Origin of the sequence: Kitasatospora sp. NPDC051853 (genome assembly GCF_044452665.1) — a bacterium.
In the GTDB taxonomy this organism is placed as follows: Bacteria; Actinomycetota; Actinomycetes; order Streptomycetales; family Streptomycetaceae; genus Kitasatospora.
This window is the reverse complement of the sequence record NZ_JBITBY010000019.1, coordinates 67,248-82,995: the sequence shown is the minus strand read 5'-3', so window position 1 is coordinate 82,995 and position 15,748 is coordinate 67,248. Positions and strand designations below refer to the sequence as shown.

At 72.7% G+C, this 15,748-nt stretch carries 17 protein-coding genes; 15 read left to right on the top strand and 2 right to left on the bottom strand.

The genetic code is table 11. The features are described from left to right. Positions 1–795, top strand: coding sequence for a bifunctional hydroxymethylpyrimidine kinase/phosphomethylpyrimidine kinase (gene thiD, locus ACIA8O_RS37795; protein WP_396298601.1), 795 nt, complete (start codon positions 1–3; stop codon positions 793–795). A gap of 124 nt (positions 796–919) precedes the next feature. On the opposite strand, the gene rpmB is transcribed toward thiD, so the two are convergent. Further along, complete coding sequence (gene rpmB / locus ACIA8O_RS37790; protein WP_082598345.1) at positions 920–1,105, bottom strand: 50S ribosomal protein L28; 186 nt, start codon at positions 1,103–1,105, stop codon at positions 920–922. A 268-nt stretch (positions 1,106–1,373) separates the two neighbouring features. On the opposite strand from rpmB, the gene ACIA8O_RS37785 reads away from it, so the two are divergent. From ACIA8O_RS37785 to mutM, 10 genes are all read left to right on the top strand, one after another. Beyond that, on the top strand, positions 1,374–3,002 hold the full coding sequence (locus tag ACIA8O_RS37785) for a DAK2 domain-containing protein (protein WP_396298600.1): 1,629 nt from the start codon (positions 1,374–1,376) through the stop codon (positions 3,000–3,002). A 196-nt stretch (positions 3,003–3,198) separates the two neighbouring features. After that, complete coding sequence (gene recG / locus ACIA8O_RS37780) at positions 3,199–5,406, top strand: ATP-dependent DNA helicase RecG (protein WP_396298599.1); 2,208 nt, start codon at positions 3,199–3,201, stop codon at positions 5,404–5,406. A gap of 119 nt (positions 5,407–5,525) precedes the next feature. After that, entirely contained in the window at positions 5,526–6,032 is a 507-nt protein-coding gene (locus tag ACIA8O_RS37775) for a hypothetical protein (protein ID WP_345285497.1), read from the top strand. A 127-nt stretch (positions 6,033–6,159) separates the two neighbouring features. Beyond that, positions 6,160–6,753 carry a 16S rRNA (guanine(966)-N(2))-methyltransferase RsmD gene (gene rsmD / locus ACIA8O_RS37770; RefSeq protein WP_396298598.1) on the top strand — a complete coding sequence of 198 codons (594 nt, stop codon included), beginning with the start codon at positions 6,160–6,162 and terminating at the stop codon, positions 6,751–6,753. A 38-nt stretch (positions 6,754–6,791) separates the two neighbouring features. Then, a complete protein-coding gene (gene coaD, locus ACIA8O_RS37765; RefSeq protein WP_396298597.1) occupies positions 6,792–7,277 on the top strand; it encodes a pantetheine-phosphate adenylyltransferase in 486 nt (161 codons plus the stop codon). Positions 7,278–7,462: 185 nt separating this feature from the next. After that, complete coding sequence (locus ACIA8O_RS37760) at positions 7,463–8,602, top strand: cell division initiation protein (RefSeq protein WP_396298596.1); 1,140 nt, start codon at positions 7,463–7,465, stop codon at positions 8,600–8,602. A gap of 154 nt (positions 8,603–8,756) precedes the next feature. Then, complete coding sequence (locus ACIA8O_RS37755) at positions 8,757–9,401, top strand: YceD family protein (RefSeq protein ID WP_396298595.1); 645 nt, start codon at positions 8,757–8,759, stop codon at positions 9,399–9,401. A 2-nt stretch (positions 9,402–9,403) separates the two neighbouring features. Next, positions 9,404–9,577, top strand: a complete 174-nt coding sequence (gene rpmF / locus ACIA8O_RS37750) for a 50S ribosomal protein L32 (protein ID WP_030056747.1) — start codon at positions 9,404–9,406, stop codon at positions 9,575–9,577. 20 nt (positions 9,578–9,597) lie between these two features. Beyond that, complete coding sequence (gene rnc, locus ACIA8O_RS37745; RefSeq protein ID WP_396298594.1) at positions 9,598–10,383, top strand: ribonuclease III; 786 nt, start codon at positions 9,598–9,600, stop codon at positions 10,381–10,383. 25 nt (positions 10,384–10,408) lie between these two features. Continuing rightward, positions 10,409–11,263: a bifunctional DNA-formamidopyrimidine glycosylase/DNA-(apurinic or apyrimidinic site) lyase gene (mutM, locus tag ACIA8O_RS37740; RefSeq protein WP_396298593.1), complete on the top strand. Its 855-nt coding sequence runs from the start codon at positions 10,409–10,411 to the stop codon at positions 11,261–11,263. Positions 11,264–11,285: 22 nt separating this feature from the next. Here the strand turns inward: mutM and ACIA8O_RS37735 are convergent, their stop codons facing one another. Next, positions 11,286–12,209 carry a hypothetical protein gene (locus tag ACIA8O_RS37735; protein ID WP_396298592.1) on the bottom strand — a complete coding sequence of 308 codons (924 nt, stop codon included), beginning with the start codon at positions 12,207–12,209 and terminating at the stop codon, positions 11,286–11,288. Positions 12,210–12,381: 172 nt separating this feature from the next. On the opposite strand from ACIA8O_RS37735, the gene ACIA8O_RS37730 reads away from it, so the two are divergent. From ACIA8O_RS37730 to ACIA8O_RS37715, 4 genes are all read left to right on the top strand, one after another. Beyond that, complete coding sequence (locus tag ACIA8O_RS37730; RefSeq protein ID WP_396298591.1) at positions 12,382–13,725, top strand: hypothetical protein; 1,344 nt, start codon at positions 12,382–12,384, stop codon at positions 13,723–13,725. Positions 13,726–13,812: 87 nt separating this feature from the next. Further along, a complete protein-coding gene (locus ACIA8O_RS37725; RefSeq protein WP_396298590.1) occupies positions 13,813–14,127 on the top strand; it encodes a WXG100 family type VII secretion target in 315 nt (104 codons plus the stop codon). Next, positions 14,124–15,146, top strand: coding sequence for a WXG100 family type VII secretion target (locus tag ACIA8O_RS37720; protein ID WP_396298589.1), 1,023 nt, complete (start codon positions 14,124–14,126; stop codon positions 15,144–15,146). The genes ACIA8O_RS37725 and ACIA8O_RS37720 overlap by 4 nt, the downstream gene beginning before the upstream one ends. Further along, the gene (locus ACIA8O_RS37715) at positions 15,143–15,736 is read left to right on the top strand and encodes a hypothetical protein (protein ID WP_396298588.1); all 594 of its coding nucleotides are present in this window, start codon (positions 15,143–15,145) and stop codon (positions 15,734–15,736) included. The genes ACIA8O_RS37720 and ACIA8O_RS37715 overlap by 4 nt, the downstream gene beginning before the upstream one ends. The last annotated feature ends 12 nt before the right edge of the window (positions 15,737–15,748 follow it).

The window sequence follows — 15,748 nt, the reverse complement described above, 5'->3', positions numbered from 1 at the left end:
ATGGTTGCTCCTCCTCGCGTACTCACCATCGCCGGATCCGACAGCGGCGGCGGCGCCGGCATCCAGGCCGACCTCAAGGCGATGCTCGCGCTCGGCGTGCACGGCATGAGCGTGATCACCGCCGTCACCGCCCAGAACTCGGTCGGCGTCCAGGGCTACTGGGAGCTCCCGGCCGAGGCGGTCCGGGCCCAGTTCCGCAGCGTGGTGGACGACATCGGGGTGCAGGCGGTGAAGACCGGCATGCTCGCCTCGGTGGAACTGGTGGAGACCGTCGCCGAACTGCTCGCCGGGGTCGGCGCCCCGGTGGTGGTCGACCCGGTCGGCGTCTCCAAGCACGGCGACGCGCTGCTCGCCGCCGAGGCGGTGGCCACCGTCCGGGAGAGGCTGCTGCCGGTCGCCACCCTCGCCACGCCCAACCTGCACGAGGTGACCCAGCTCACCGGCATCGAGGTGGCCGGCGAGCGGGACATGGACGCCGCCGCCGAGGCGCTGCTCGGGCACGGGCCGCGGTGGGTGCTGGTCAAGGGCGGTCACCTGGAGGGCGAGGCGGCCGACCTGCTGGCCGGGGCCGACGGCTCCCGGCACTGGTACCGGGCTCCCCGCCTGGACAACCGGCACACCCACGGCACCGGCTGCACGCTGGCCAGCGCGATCGCCGCCGAGCTGGCCAAGGGCGCGGAGATGCCGGAGGCGGTGGCCGCGGCCAAGGACTACATCACCGGCGCGATCCGCGGTGGCTTCGCGCTCGGCGCGGGCATCGGCCCGGTGGACCACGCCTGGCGTTGGCGTTCCTGAGACGCGCGGAAGGGCGGGCCCGAGGGCCCGCCCTTCCGTTCCGCCGTTCGGGCGGGAAAGACAGAAAGCCGACCCGCCCTAGGGCGAATCGGCGATCTGGAGGACCGGCTAACCGGTCTGCGCGTCAGCGCGAGACCTTACCGGCCTTGATGCACGAGGTGCAGACGTTGAGCCGCTTCGGCGTCCGACCGACCGTCGCACGAACCGTCTGGATGTTGGGGTTCCAACGACGGGGGGTACGGCGGTGCGAGTGGGAGATGCTGTTGCCGAAGCCCGGCCCCTTGCCGCAGACGTCGCAGTTGGCAGCCACAGGAGTCACTCCAAGACTTCAGATCATTTACGTTCGAAAACCCCGGCTGAGCGACCAGGGCCACTCACGTGGACCGAGCCGGTTCAAGGGGTGCGCCCGGGTTGTTCCAGGCAACCGGGAGAGCATACAACGAGCACTCCCGCTCAACGAAACTACCACGGCCCGGCCCATGATCGTCCCGCCGGTCACCGGCACCCACCGGCCCGTTCGCCGGATAACCTGCCAGCATCGCCCCATTCTTTCCGTCGCGTTCATCCGGAGGAGCCAGGTGCCGGCCACGCTAGACGCCACCACCGTCCGCACCTGGAGCCGCCTCGCGCTGACCGCCCTCGGTCAGGCCCGCGAGGAGATCGACGCCCTCAACGTCTACCCCGTACCGGACGGCGACACCGGCACCAACCTCTACCTGACCGTCGAGTCCGCCGCCGAGGCGCTCGAACAGGGCCCCGCCGAGAGCGGCCTGGCCGAGGCCACCGCCCTGCTCGCCCGCGGCGCCCTGATCGGCGCCCAGGGCAACTCCGGCGTCATCCTCGCCCAGTGGCTGCGCGGCCTCGCCGAGGTCCTCGCCCACGGCGGCGAACCCGCCAACCTCGGCAAGGCCCTGCGCCGGGCCGCCGACTCCGCCTACCAGGCCGTCGCCGAGCCGGTCGAGGGCACGCTGCTCACCGTCGCCGCCGCGGCGGCGACGGCGGCCGAGGACGGCGACGGCCGGGACGGGCTCACCGGAACCGCCGACACCGCCTACCGGGCCGCCCGGCAGGCGCTGCTGCGCACCCCCGGCCAGCTGCCGGTGCTCGCCGAGGCGGGCGTGGTCGACGCGGGCGGCCGCGGACTGGTCGCCGTGCTGGGCGCCCTGGCCGACGCGGTCGCCGGGAAGACCCCGATGGGCCCGGTCGCACTCCGTCAGGACCACGGGCTGCGCCCCGCCCCCGGCTGCGAGGGCCACCAGCGGCCGCCCGGCCCGGGCCACCCCGCCTTCGAGGTCATCTACCTGCTCGACGCTCCCGACGAGGCGCTGCCCGAGCTGCGGCGCGAACTGGGCGCGCTCGGGGACTCCCTGGTGGTGGGCGGCGGTGACGGCCTGTGGAACGTCCACGTCCACGTGGACGACGCCGGGGCCGCGGTCGAGGCAGGCGTGCGGGCCGGACGGCCGTACCAGATCCGGATCACCCACTTCGCCGAGGCCGCCGCCCGCGCCGGAGCCGGGGCCGACCGCTCCGACCGGGAGGCCGTCGCCGCCCGGGCCGTGCTCAGCGTGGTCACCGGCCCCGGGCTGGCCGAACTCTGCGAACAGGCCGGCGCCCACGTGCTGCTCGCCGACCCGGACCGGCCGCCCGCCAGCGCCGAACTCGCCGCCGCCGCGCGGCGGTGCGGCGCGCACGAGGTGGTGCTGCTGCTCAACGACCCCGAGCTGCGGGCCGCGGCGGGTGCCGCCGCCGACCAGCTCCGGCAGGAGGGCGTGCGGATCGCCGTGCTGCCCACCCGTTCGCCGGTGCAGGGGCTGGCGGCGCTCGCCGTGCACGAGCCCGCGCGGCGCTTCGACGAGGACGTGGTCGCGATGACCTCGGCGGCGGGGGCCACCCGGTACGCGGAACTCGTCGTCGCGGAGGGGGAGTCCTGGACCATGGCCGGGGTCTGCCAGGCCGGGGACGTGCTCGGCCTGATCGACGGCGACGTGGTCGCCATCGGCACCGACCTCGCGGACATCGGCGAGGAGGTCCTCGGCCGGATGCTCGCCGCCGGCGGCGAGCTCGTCACCCTGGTCCTCGGCGAGGGCGCCCCGCCCGGGCTGGCCGAACGCCTCGACGCCCACGCCCGCCGCCAACGCCCCGAGGTCGACACCGTCCGCTACGACGGGGGGCAGCAGGCGGTCCCGCTGCTCATCGGGGTCGAGTAGGACCGCGCGCGGTAGGGCAGCGACCTCAGGGGCGCGAGGAACTGCGCGAGTACGGAAGGCGGCCCAGCGCCGGATCGGGGCATGCGAGCCAGTTGCACGTGGTGCCGTCCCCCCGCGCGCAGTTCCTCGCGCCCCTGCGGGGCGCTCCCAGGCGGGGCGCTCCGTGTTGTCGCCGTGGTGGTGTCCAATAGGGACGGTGGGCGCACTCGACGAATCCCTGACCAAGCTGGTCGGCGACCGCACCGCCAAGGTGCTGGCCGACAGCCTCAAGCTGCGCACGGTCGGCGACCTGCTGCACCACTACCCGCGCAAGTACGTGGAACGGGGCCAGCTCACCAGCCTCGACGAGCTGGAGATCGACGAGCACGTCACCGTGCTGGCCCGGGTCGAGAAGGTCACCCTGATCCCGTTCAAGGCCCGCAAGGGGGACCGCCTCGAAGTGGTGGTCACCGACGGGCGGGGCCGGCTCAGCCTGGTGTTCTTCAACCAGGGCTGGCGGCAGAAGGACCTCCGCCCCGGCACCCAGGGCCTGTTCGCCGGGAAGGTCGGCGTCTTCAACGGCAAGCGCCAACTCGCCTCGCCGGACTACCAACTGATCGACGGTGAGGAGGGCGGCGAGGCGGCCGGCCGGTTCGCGGGCCGGCTGATCCCGGTCTACCCGGCCAGCGCCCAGATGCCCAGCTGGAAGCTCCAGCTCTGCGTCGAGCTGGGGCTCGACAAGCACCTGGCCGAGGTCGGCGAACCGCTCCCCGCCGAGCTGCGCGACAAGCACGGCCTGATCCCGCTCCCCGAGGCGCTGGAGCTGATCCACCGCCCGCGCAACCAGGCCGAGAAGGAGCGCGCCCAGGAGCGGCTGCGCTGGGACGAGGCGTTCGTCCTCCAGGTGGCCCTGGCCCAGCGCCGGGCCGCGGACTCCGCGCTGCCCGCGGTGGCCCGCCGCCCCTCCGCCGACGGGGTGCTGGCCGCCTTCGACGCCCGGCTGCCCTTCACCCTGACGGAGGGTCAGCAGAAGGTGTCGGCCGAGATCTTCGCCGACCTGGCCACCGAGCACCCGATGCACCGGCTGCTCCAGGGCGAGGTCGGCTCCGGCAAGACCCTGGTCGCGCTGCGCGCCATGCTCGCCGTGGTGGACGCCGGCGGCCAGGCGGTGCTGCTCGCGCCCACCGAGGTGCTGGCCCAGCAGCACCACCGCTCCATCGTCGAGATGATGGGCGACCTGGCCGAGGGCGGCATGCTCGGCGGCTCGGACCTGGGCACCAAGGTGGTGCTGCTGACCGGGTCGATGGGCACCGCCGCGCGCCGGCAGGCGCTGCTGGACATGGTCACGGGGGACGCCGGGATCGCCATCGGCACCCATGCGCTGATCGAGGACAAGGTCACCTTCCTGGACCTCGGCCTGGTGGTGGTGGACGAGCAGCACCGGTTCGGCGTCGAGCAGCGGGACGCGCTGCGCGCCAAGGGCAGCCAGCCCCCGCACCTGCTGGTGATGACCGCCACCCCGATCCCGCGCACCGTGGCGATGACGGTCTTCGGGGACCTGGAGACCTCCGTCCTGGACCAGCTCCCGGCCGGCCGCTCGCCGATCTCCACCCACGTGGTGCCCGCGCTGGAGAAGCCCAACTTCCTGGCCCGGGCCTGGGAGCGGGTCCGCGAGGAGGTCGGCAAGGGGCACCAGGCGTACGTGGTCTGCCCGCGGATCGGTGACGAGCCCGAGGACGCGCCGGCCAAGAAGAAGCGCAAGCCCGTCTCCGACGACCCGGAGGACGTGGGCGCCGCGAGCGACGAGCGCAGGCCCCCGCTGGCCGTGGTGGAGACGGCGCAGATGCTCACCAAGGGCCCGCTGGCGGGCCTGCGGGTGGAGATCCTGCACGGGCGGCTGGCGCCCGAGGCCAAGGACGACGTGATGCGGCGGTTCGCGGCGGGCGAGGTGGACGTGCTGGTGGCCACCACCGTGATCGAGGTCGGCGTCAACGTGCCGAACTCCACCGCCATGGTGATCATGGACGCCGACCGCTTCGGTGTCTCCCAGCTCCACCAGCTCCGTGGCCGGGTCGGCCGCGGCTCCGCCGCCGGGCTCTGCCTGCTGGTCAGCGACATGCCCGCCGGCTCCTCCGCCCGGGCCCGCCTCGACGCGGTGGCCGGCACCCTGGACGGCTTCGAGCTCTCCCGGATCGACCTGGAGCAGCGCCGCGAGGGCGACGTGCTCGGCCAGGCCCAGTCCGGCGTGAAGTCCTCGCTCAAGGTGCTCTCCGTCCTGGAGGACGAGGAGGTCATCGCCACCGCCCGCGAGGAGGCCGCCCGGCTGGTCGCCGAGGACCCTGACCTGACGGCCCATCCGGAGCTGCGCACCGCCCTGGAGAGCCTGCTCGACGAGGACCGCGCGGAGTACCTCGAAAAGGGCTAACTCCCCAGCTCCGCACGGCTCTTGGGCCCCCGGAATTGTCAGTGGTCCACGGCAGAATAGGAGTTGTTCAGGGCGCACCCCCAAGGTGCGTACCTGGCACGACACCTGGGGGTTCTGCCTTGGCATTCCGTCATCTCAACGAGCTTCCGCTGGGCGACAAGGTCTTCCGCATCGAGCTGGCCAGCGAGGACGACCGCGAGGTCACCCTCACCCTGACCGGCTGGCGTGAGGGGGCGGCCGCCAGCCCGCTCGCCTCGGGCAAGCTGCGCCTGCCGGTCGAGGAGGTGGCCAACCTGCGGATCGCGCTCAACCGGGCCCTCCGCGCCCTGGCCATCGTCGCCGACGTCTCCGAGCCCATCCCCGACCGCGACGTGCTCCGCGAGCTCTACCCCGGCCACGGCGCCCCCTGGGTGCCCCAGCACGAGGAGGAGCTGACCCGCCGCTTCCACGAGGGCGAGACCATCGCCCGGATCGCCGCCCGCTTCGGCCGCACGCCCGACTCCGTCCGCACCAAGCTCCGCGAGCTCGGCCACGACCCGCGCAAGCCCGAGTACTGCCCGCCCGACGGCTGCCTCTCCTGGTCCCGCTACGCCTCCCCGGCCATCGTCGGGGGCGAGGGCTCGTAATCCCGGGGGCGCGGGGAACTGCGCTGCCGACCCACTACGGCGGTAGTGGGTCGGCCGAACAGTTCCCCGCGCCCCGCTCGTGGTTAGGTGGTGGTCACGCCTTCCCACGAGAGGACCGCCCCACCTCATGACCCGCGTGATCGCCGGCACCGCCGGAGGCCGCCGCCTCGCCGTCCCGCCCGGCCGGACCACCCGCCCGACCTCGGACAAGGCCCGGGAGGCGATGTTCTCCACCCTCCAGGCGCTGCGCGGCACCCTGCACGGAGCCCGGATGCTCGACCTGTTCGGCGGATCGGGCGCGGTAGGCCTGGAGGCGCTGAGCCGCGGCGCCGAGCACGTGCTGCTGGTCGAGGCGGACGCCTCCGCCGCCCGGGTGATCCGGGAGAACGTGAGGACCATCGCGCTCCCGGGGGCCGAGGTCCGCGCCGACAGGGCCGAGCGGGTGATCGCGGGTCAGGCGCCACAGGCGCCCTACGACTTGGTCTTCCTGGATCCGCCGTACTCCGTCACGGACGACGAGGTGCGGGAGATGCTGATCACACTCCTGGCCGGGGGCTGGCTCGACGAGGACGTACTCGTCACCGTGGAACGCAGCACCAGGGGCGGCGAGTTCGGCTGGCCCGAGGGCTTCGAGCCGGTGCGTTCGCGGCGGTACGGCGAGGGAACCCTCTGGTACGGTCGCGCCGCCTCCGGCCCCGACGACGACGTCGAGGGCCGGTAGTCCCCCCACCCACCCTGTCCCTCAAGGGAGTCCACGCCATGCGCCGAGCGGTCTGCCCGGGTTCGTTCGACCCGATCACCAACGGCCACCTCGACATCATCGAGCGGGCCTCCAAGCTCTACGACGTGGTGCACGTCGCGGTGCTGATCAACAAGAACAAGCAGGGCATGTTCACCGTCGAGGAGCGGATCGAACTCATCCGGGAGACCACCGCCCACCTCGGCAACATCGAGATCGAGGCCCACCTCGGCCTGCTGGTGGACTTCTGCCGGGACCGCGGCATCCCGGCGATCATCAAGGGCCTGCGGGCGGTCAGCGACTTCGACTACGAGCTGCAGATGGCCCAGATGAACCACGGCCTGACCGGCGTCGAGACGCTGTTCGTGCCGACCTCGCCGACCTACAGCTTCCTCTCCTCCAGCCTGGTCAAGGAGGTCGCCTCCTACGGCGGCGACGTCTCCCACCTGCTGCCCGAGGGCGTCAACCGCCGGCTGGTCGAGCGGATCGCCGAACGGAACAAGTGAGGCCGGCCCGAAACCGGACAGAGCTGGCGAAGCGTCACATTCCTTCCCGGCAGTGACACCGGCGTTGTGAGCTGCGCCCGCTCTGGCCGTACAGTCTGTTACTCCTGCCCGATGGCGATGCCGTGCCGTGGGGCGCTGCCTCCGCCGCAGCCCGGCGGCACACGGAAAGACGAAGCCCCGTGGACGTGCAGAACAGACTCGACGCGATCGTCGCGGCGGTGGAGAACGCCCGCTCGATGCCCATGTCGGCGTCCTGCGTGGTGAACCGGGCCGAGTTGGTCGGCCTGCTCCAGCAGCTCCGCGACGCGCTGCCCGCCGAACTCGCCCAGGCCCAGTCGGTGATGGCCGACCACGAGCAGGTGGTGGCGGACGCCCAGGCGCAGGCCGACCAGATCATCCGCGGCGCGCACGACGAGCGCGGCTCGATCGTCTCCGACACCGAGGTGGTCCTGCGCGCCCAGGCCGAGGCCGACCGCATCCTGGCCGAGGCCCGGGCCGAGGTCGAGACCAAGCGCAGCGAGGCGGACGACTACGTCGACTCCAAGCTGGCCAACTTCGAGGTGGTGCTCACCAAGACGCTGGGCGCCGTCGGCCGCGGCCGGCAGAAGCTGCGCGGCGACGCCAGTGTCTTCGAGCAGCCCTTCGACGAGGAGGCCCAGGACGGCGAGGAGTTCCGCTCCCGGGTCAGCCCGAGCCCCGAGGTCGACGAGTACGTCGACGTGAAGCTCGCCACCCTGGAGACGGTGCTCAGCAAGACCCTGGAGGCCGTCGGCAAGGGCCGCGACAAGCTCCTCGGCAAGGCCCCGATCGACGAGCTGGGCGCCTACCTGGCCGCCGCCGACCAGGCCCAGCAGCTCAAGAACCGGGCCGAGGCGGTCGCGGCGGGCTTCGCCGACGAGGAGGAGCAGCCCTGGTACAAGGCCGAGGTCCCGCAGCAGCAGAGCTGGCCCGAGCCCACCCCCGCGGCGGCCGGCTGGCAGGCCCCGGAGGAGGGCCAGTACGGGGCCGGCCAGTACGCCGAGGTCTACGGCGGCGGCTACGACCCGGCCGGGCAGTCCCCGGCGGACCCGTACGGCTACCCGCAGCAGCCCCAGCCCGGCTACCAGACCCAGGGTTTCGACCCCGCGTACGGCGGCTACCAGCAGCCCGCCGCGTACCAGGGCCAGGAGCAGCAGTACGACGCCTACGGCTACCCGCAGCAGCAGGTGCCCCAGCAGCAGGTCCCGCAGCAGATGCCCCAGCAGCAGGCGAGTCTGGACGAGACCAGCTTCTTCGACACCAGCATGATCGACATGACCAGGCTCCGGGAGCTCGGCGGTCGGTGAACGGAAGGCGAAGTTGGGCCAGGCCGGAGTGTCCGGTAGTCTGACCACTCCGGCCGCTCCAGAGCTGGGCCCGTTCGGCTGCCTGGAAGCCGCCGACCAGAACCGATCCGCGCCGCGCAGGTAGTGCGTGCCGCCAGCAGGAAGTCAGGACACCTTGAACCGCCTCGACCACCGCGACCCGCTCGTGTTCGACACGCATGAGCTCGGTCGTCGCGCGGGCTCGCTGCGCAAGGTCTCCCGCACCCTGCCGGCGCCCGCCGACCTCGGCATCGAGGACGTCATCGGCGTCCCGGCCGGCAGCGAGATCGAGCTGGACATCCGCCTGGAGTCGGTGGTCGAGGGCGTGCTGGTGACCGGCACCGCGACCGCCCACGTCGAGGGCGAGTGCGTGCGCTGCCTGGAGCCGGTGGAGGACGACCTGGAGGTCGACTTCCAGGAGCTGTACTACTACCCGGAGTCCGACGAGCGTCACCGCGCCCGGACCGCCGGCGCGGAGGACCTCGACGAGGACTCCGAGGACGAGACTTACCGTCTGGAGGGCGACTTCTTCGACCTCCAGCCGGTGCTGCGTGACGCGGTGGTGCTCGCACTGCCGCTGCAGCCGGTGTGCCAGGAAGACTGCCTGGGCCTGTGTTCCGAATGCGGAGCGCGCCTGAGCGACGACCCGGCTCACCACCACGATGCCGCCGACCCCCGGTGGGCGGCTCTGCAGGGACTCTCCGCCGCCCCTGGCGACGAGGGTGACGGGATCAAGACCAGCGGTACCCGTGAGGGTCTCGCCGAGAACCAGGAGAAGTAGCCGTGGCTGTTCCGAAGCGGAAGATGTCGCGCAGCAACACGCGCCACCGCCGGTCCAACTGGAAGGCCGTCGTTCCGGCCCTCGTGGCGTGCGACCGCTGCCACGAGCCGAAGCTGGGCCACATCGCGTGCCCGAGCTGCGGCACGTACAACCGTCGCCAGGTCCTCTCGGTCTGATCGGCGGGGTGCACGGATCGATGTCGGAGAGCATTTCCACCCGCAAGTCGGCTCCTGCCAACGGGAGCAAGGCCGGCGGTCCGGCTTCGACCGAATACGACGTCCTGGAAGGGCGCCTCGGGTACACGCTCGAGCGCGCCCTTCTGGTGCGTGCCCTCACCCACCGCAGCTTCGCCTACGAGAACGGTGGGCTGCCGACCAACGAGCGCCTCGAGTTCCTCGGTGACTCGGTGCTCGGGCTGGTCGTCACGGACACCCTCTACCGCCTCCACCCGGAGGTCGCCGAGGGCACCCTGGCCAAGCTGCGCGCCGCTGTGGTCAACTCCCGCGCGCTGGCCGAGGTCGGCCGGGGCCTGGAGCTCGGCGCCTTCATCCGCCTGGGCAAGGGCGAGGAGGGCACCGGCGGCCGGGACAAGTCCTCGATCCTCGCGGACACCGTCGAGGCCGTCATCGGCGCCATCTACCTGGACCAGGGGCTGGACGCCGCGACCGACTTCGTCCACCGCCTGTTCGACCCGCTGATCGAGGAGTCCTCTCAGCTGGGCGCGGGCCTGGACTGGAAGACCAGCCTCCAGGAGCTCACCGCCACGGTGGGCATCGGAGTGCCGGAGTACGTGGTCGCCGAATCCGGGCCGGACCACGAGAAGACCTTCAGTGCGACCGCCCGGGTGGCCGGCGAGGACTTCGGGCAGGGCAGTGGCCGCTCGAAGAAGGAAGCCGAGCAGAAGGCCGCCGAGAGCGCCTGGCGGGCCATCAAGGCCAAGTACGCCGACCAGCTCAACCCCGGTAGCACCTCCAGCAGCTGACCCTTCGTCACGTAGAGGCGGCCCCGTGCCCGAGCTCCCCGAAGTAGAGGTGGTCCGGCGCGGCCTGGCCCGCTGGGCCGCCGGCCGCACCGTGGCCGAGGCGCAGGTGCTGCACCCGCGCGCCGTCCGCCGCCAGCCCGGCGGGGCCGACGAGTTCGCCGCCCGGCTGACCGGCGCGACCCTGGGCGACCCGCAGCGCCGGGGCAAGTACCTCTGGGTGCCGCTCGGCGGCGACCAGGCGCTGATCGGGCACCTCGGGATGAGCGGCCAACTGCTGGTCCAGGACCCGGCGGTGCCGGACGAGACCCACCTGCGGGTGCGGCTGCGGTTCACCGACGGCGGGCGCGAGCTGCGCTTCGTCGACCAGCGGACCTTCGGCGGGCTGGCGGTGGAGGAGGCCGAGCCGGGGGACCCGGAGTCCACCCCGCTCTCCATCCGGCACATCGCCCGCGACCCGCTGGACGAGCGCTTCGACGACGAGCTGTTCGTCACCGCGCTGCGCACCAAGCGGACCACCGTGAAGCGGGCGCTGCTCGACCAGACGCTGATCAGCGGGGTCGGCAACATCTACGCCGACGAGTCGCTCTGGCGCTCCAAGCTGCACTACGAGCGGGCCACCTCGACCCTGACCCGCCCTCAGGTGCGGACCTTGCTGGAGCACGCCCGTGACGTGATGGGCGCGGCGCTGGCGGTTGGCGGCACCACCTTCGACAGCCTGTACGTCAACGTGAACGGCGAGAGCGGGTACTTCGCCCGGGAGCTGGACGCGTACGGGCGGGAGGGCGAGCCGTGCCGGCGGTGCGGGACCGCGATGCGGCGGGAGCCGTGGATGAACCGGTCGAGCTACTTCTGCCCGAAGTGCCAGCGCGCTCCGCGCTGAGGCCGCGGAGCGCGCCGGCCGGTCAGGCCCGCTTGGTGAGTTCGGGTTCGACGGCCTGGTCCTCGGTCAGGTCCTGTTCGCCCTGGCCGTAGTGGGCCACGCCGACGGCGCTGACCACGGCGAGGACGAAGCCGAAGGCGGCCAGCCAGCCGAGGCCGGCCCGGGAGGAGTCGCCGAGCCAGATGACGCCGACGGCGCCGGGGATCACCGTCTCGCCGACCACGAGGGCGGCGGTGGCGCCGTTGACCGAGCCGATCTGCAGGGCGACGGTGTGGAGGTACATCCCGCCGATGCCGCCGACCAGGATGGCGTAGAGGGCCGGGTCGGTGAGCAGCTTCACCAGGTCGAAGGGCTCGACGCCGTTCAGGATGCGCACGCCGACGCCGAGGGCGCCGAAGCCGAGGCCGGAGAGCAGGCCGGCCACGATCGCGCCGCCGGCGCCCATCAGGCGGACCACCACCGCACCGATCACGATCAGGGCGATGGTGACGCCGAGCAGCCACCAGTGGACGGCCATCTCGGCGTGGTGGCCGCCCTCGGGGCCGGCCGCCACGGCGAGCAGGACCAGCGCGGCGCAGAGCACGGCGATCGAGGCCCACTCGGGGCGCTTGAGGCGGATGCCGAGCAGCTTGATGGAGAGCACCGCGGTGATCACCAGGTTGGCGCTGATGATGGTCTGCGAGAGGAAGAGCGGGAGCAGCCGGGCGGCCAGGGCGCCGAGGCCGAAGCCGATCAGGTCGAGCACCGTGCCGAGGATGAACTCCCAGGTGACGGCGGCCTTGGCGGTGGAGGAGAGGTTGGGGCCGCCGTGCTCGGTGACGCCGGCGGAGCGGCCCTTGGCGGCGGCCTCCTCGCGGGCGGAGCGGCGTGAGCCGACCGCCTGGAGTACCGAGCCGGTGCCGTAGCAGGCGGATGCCGCGACGGCGGTGACGAGGCCCAGGATCACCGGGTGCTCCGATCGTGGATGGTGCGGACGTGCTTGATCAGCCCTAACTATGCCGGGCCCGCCGGGCGCCGGGGTCCACCGGTAGGAGGAGTGGTGTCCGGCCCGACCGGCGGGGGAGACCGGATGCCCCGGGATGAGCGGTATGTCCGGTTTCCGGGGGTAGGTTCGGAGCATGAGGACCTTCGCGCTCCACCGGCCGGGCCGTGCTCCGGTCGTCGCCCTGCTCGCCGCGCTGCTGGCCGCCCTCGTCCTGCTGCTGCCGGCCGGCCCCGCCGTGGCCGCCGGGGGGATCGAGGAGGCGGCGAAGGCGCTGAAGCAGGGTCAGGTGTACGTCGATCCGGCGATGGCCGGGCGGTACTCGGCCGGGCAGGCCGCCGCGCTGACCGCGCGGATCAAGGCGGCCGACAAGCCGGTGTTCGTGGCCGTGGTCCCGGCGGACGAGCAGTACCCGGCGTTGACGACGGCCAAGGACCTGCGGACCAGGGTCGGGGTGACGGGCGTCTACGCGATCTGGCGGGGCGAGGAGTTCAAGGCCTTCTCGGACCCGGCGGCGCTGTCGGGCGCGGCGGCGGCCTCGATCTCCGGGGCGGCGTTCCGGGCCCACCCGGGCGACATCGCCGGCACCCTGGACGACTTCGCCGGGCAGGCGCTCGGTCAGGTGAAGGGCAAGGGCGTGGCCTCCTCCGGCGGCGGTGTCGGGGTGGCGGCGATCGTGGTGCCGGTGGCGCTGCTGGCGCTGGCCGGCGGCGGGGGGTTCCTGCTGCTGCGCCGGTCGAAGCGGAAGAAGGCGGAGAAGGCGCGGGCCGAGCTGGCCCAGCTGCGGGTGGTGGTGGACGAGGACATCACGGCCTTCGGCGAGGAGCTGGACCGGCTGGACTTCGCCCCCGGCGCCCCGGAGGCGGACGACGCCCAGCGGGCGGACTACGCGCACGCGCTGGACTGCTACGACCGGGCCAAGCGGGAGATGGACCGGGCCGAGCGCCCGGACCAGGTCCGCCCGGTGACGGAGGCGCTGGCCGACGGCCGGTTCGCGCTGGCCACCCTGACGGCCCGTCGGGAGCAGCGGCCGCTGCCGGACCGCCGTCCGCCGTGCTTCTTCGACCCGCGGCACGGCCCCTCGGTGAAGGACGCGGACTGGGCCCCGGCGGGCGCGGCCCGCCGCTCGGTACCGGTCTGCGCGGCCGACGCGGCCCGGCTGACGGCGGGTCAGGAGCCGGAGATCCGCACGGTGCAGACGGAGCACGGCCGGGAGCCGTACTGGAACGCCGGGCCGGCCTACAGCCCGTGGGCGGGCGGGTACTTCGGCGGCGGGATGCTGCCGGGCCTGCTGGTGGGGACGGCGCTCGGCTCGATGCTGGCCACCCCGTCCACCGCCTGGGCGGACACCGGTGCGGCCGGTTCGGGCTGGGAGGGCGGTGACTCCTCCGGAGCCGACTTCAACCCCTCCGACTACGGCGGGTTCGACGGTGGCGGCGGCGGGGACTTCGGTGGTGGAGGGGACTTCGGGGGCTTCTGAGTCGGGTGGTGTGAAACCCCTTGCCCGCAGGACGGCGTCTGGCTATCAGTACGATGATCAGCCAAGTACGGAGCAAGGGGCACCACCATGGGGGACAAGGGCTTCCGGGTAGAACCGGGCGCACTCAGGCAGTACGCGGCACTCGTCGAGGCGCAGGCGGAACGGATCGCCGAGATCCAGTCCCGCCTCGCCTCGGTGTCGCTGAATTCCAACGACTTCGGCAAGCTGCCGGACGCACAGAACCTGTACGAGGCCTACCAGGAGCACGCCGAGGCCGAGCGGGAGAACCTCACCGACCTCACCGAGATCCTGGCGGACACCGCCGGCGGTCTCCAGGACACGGCCGACAACTACGCCAACCACGACGTCGCCATCGCGTCGGTCTACGGGGGCGGCCAGTGATCCCCGGGACGGACGTCTCCTTCGCCGAGGCCGGTGCCGCGTACAAGTGGACCCGGGACTTCGTCAGCACGCCCTTCGAGGCGCTGCCCAGCTTCACCAACCCGGTCTCCGAGGGCCTGGACGCCGGGCTGGACGAGTTCGTCAAGGGAGCCCTGGACTTCCTCGGGCTGATGGACATGCTGGAGGAGGTCACCGGCGAGCTGGAGACCCTCACCAACGCCGCGCAGGAGTGGCAGGCCCAGGCGAAGGCCATGCAGGAGGTCGCCAACGAGCTGCGCGAGGGCGGCATGACGCTCTCCACCCAGTGGGAGGGCGCGGCCTCCGCGGCCTTCGGCGGCCACATGGGCAGGGTGGTCGAGGCCATCGAGGCCACCGCCGCCGACATGAACGAGACGGCGAAGATCATCAGTCAGGCCGCCGAGGCCTGCGAGCTGGCCGAGAACCTGGTCATCGGGCTGATCCGGGAGGCGATCGAGGTCCTGATCGCCACCATGGCCGCGATGATCCTGGTGGACATCATCACCCTGGGCGCCGCCACCGTGGTCAACGCGCTGGTGGTCGAGGCCGAGGTGTCGATCTACGTGCTGCGGATCGCCTCGGTCTCCCGCAAGCTGGCCACGACCCTCGGCAAGCTGATGGACGCGGTCCGGAAGATCCAGACCGCCGGGAAGTCCTTCAAGAACATCAGGGAGGGCCTCAAGGCGGCCAAGGCGGTCCGCAAGATCGGTGGCGTCGGGAACCGCTTCGGCACCGCGCGTGACCTGCTGACCAACCCCAACATCGGTACCCTCGGGGAGTTCGCCACCGCCCAGGCGGTGAAGGTCGGCTTCGGCGCGGTCAAGGGCGGCATCGCCACCGGTGTCGGGCTCGGCATCGGCGCGGGCGACTTCGGCGGGGAACTCACCGACGCGGCCAAGGACGACGCCGCGATCGACGCGGCCACCGGCGCGCTGGACGGCGGCGAGCACGCGAAGCCCTACCGGGTGCCGCAGACCAGGGTCGAGGAGGCCTTCGGATGAGCACGTACACCGAGCCGCGGCCGCTGGGCGGCGAGTCCTACCGCCCGCTGTTCGCCCCGCACCTCCAGCCGGGCGAGCAGATCCACGCGGTGGCCAAGATCCAGCTCACCGACCTGATCCGTCGCGTCCCGCGCAAGTACCGGCCGGGTGACGACAGCATCAGGGCGCTGGCCGCCGTCGGTGCGCTCTTCGACCTGGTGGCCACCATCGCCGAGCTGCTGTACGAGTCGGTCTTCGGCTTCTTCCGGGTGATGCGCCGGATCACCCGGGGCCGGGGGCTGCAGGGTGGCTGGGGCAGTCAGGCCGGGCAGTTCGTGGTCATGGTTCGGCACGGTTACCAGGGGGCCGAGCCGATGGACAACGACCGGGTGTTCGCGGCCTTCACCGATCGCCGCATCCTGATCGCCGATCACCTGGTCGGTGTGGGCCTGCGGCCGCTCGGTGAGCTGCCCTACGGCCGGGTCCGCCGGGTCGAGGACCGCACGGGTGGCATCTCCGACCGGGTCGACCTGCACTTCGCCGACGGCTCGCTGGCCGCCCTCTCGCAGACCCAGGACGAGGCCCGCGCGCTGGTGGCGCTGTTCCGCTGATCCCGGCGGACG

Coding starts and splice junctions, on each gene's coding strand:
- thiD (WP_396298601.1), top strand. CDS start 1: ATGGTTGCTCCTCCTCGCGTACTCACCATCGCCGGATCCGACAGCGGC.
- rsmD (WP_396298598.1), top strand. CDS start 6,160: ATGACCCGCGTGATCGCCGGCACCGCCGGAGGCCGCCGCCTCGCCGTC.
- coaD (WP_396298597.1), top strand. CDS start 6,792: ATGCGCCGAGCGGTCTGCCCGGGTTCGTTCGACCCGATCACCAACGGC.
- rnc (WP_396298594.1), top strand. CDS start 9,598: ATGTCGGAGAGCATTTCCACCCGCAAGTCGGCTCCTGCCAACGGGAGC.
- ACIA8O_RS37730 (WP_396298591.1), top strand. CDS start 12,382: ATGAGGACCTTCGCGCTCCACCGGCCGGGCCGTGCTCCGGTCGTCGCC.
- ACIA8O_RS37725 (WP_396298590.1), top strand. CDS start 13,813: ATGGGGGACAAGGGCTTCCGGGTAGAACCGGGCGCACTCAGGCAGTAC.
- ACIA8O_RS37715 (WP_396298588.1), top strand. CDS start 15,143: ATGAGCACGTACACCGAGCCGCGGCCGCTGGGCGGCGAGTCCTACCGC.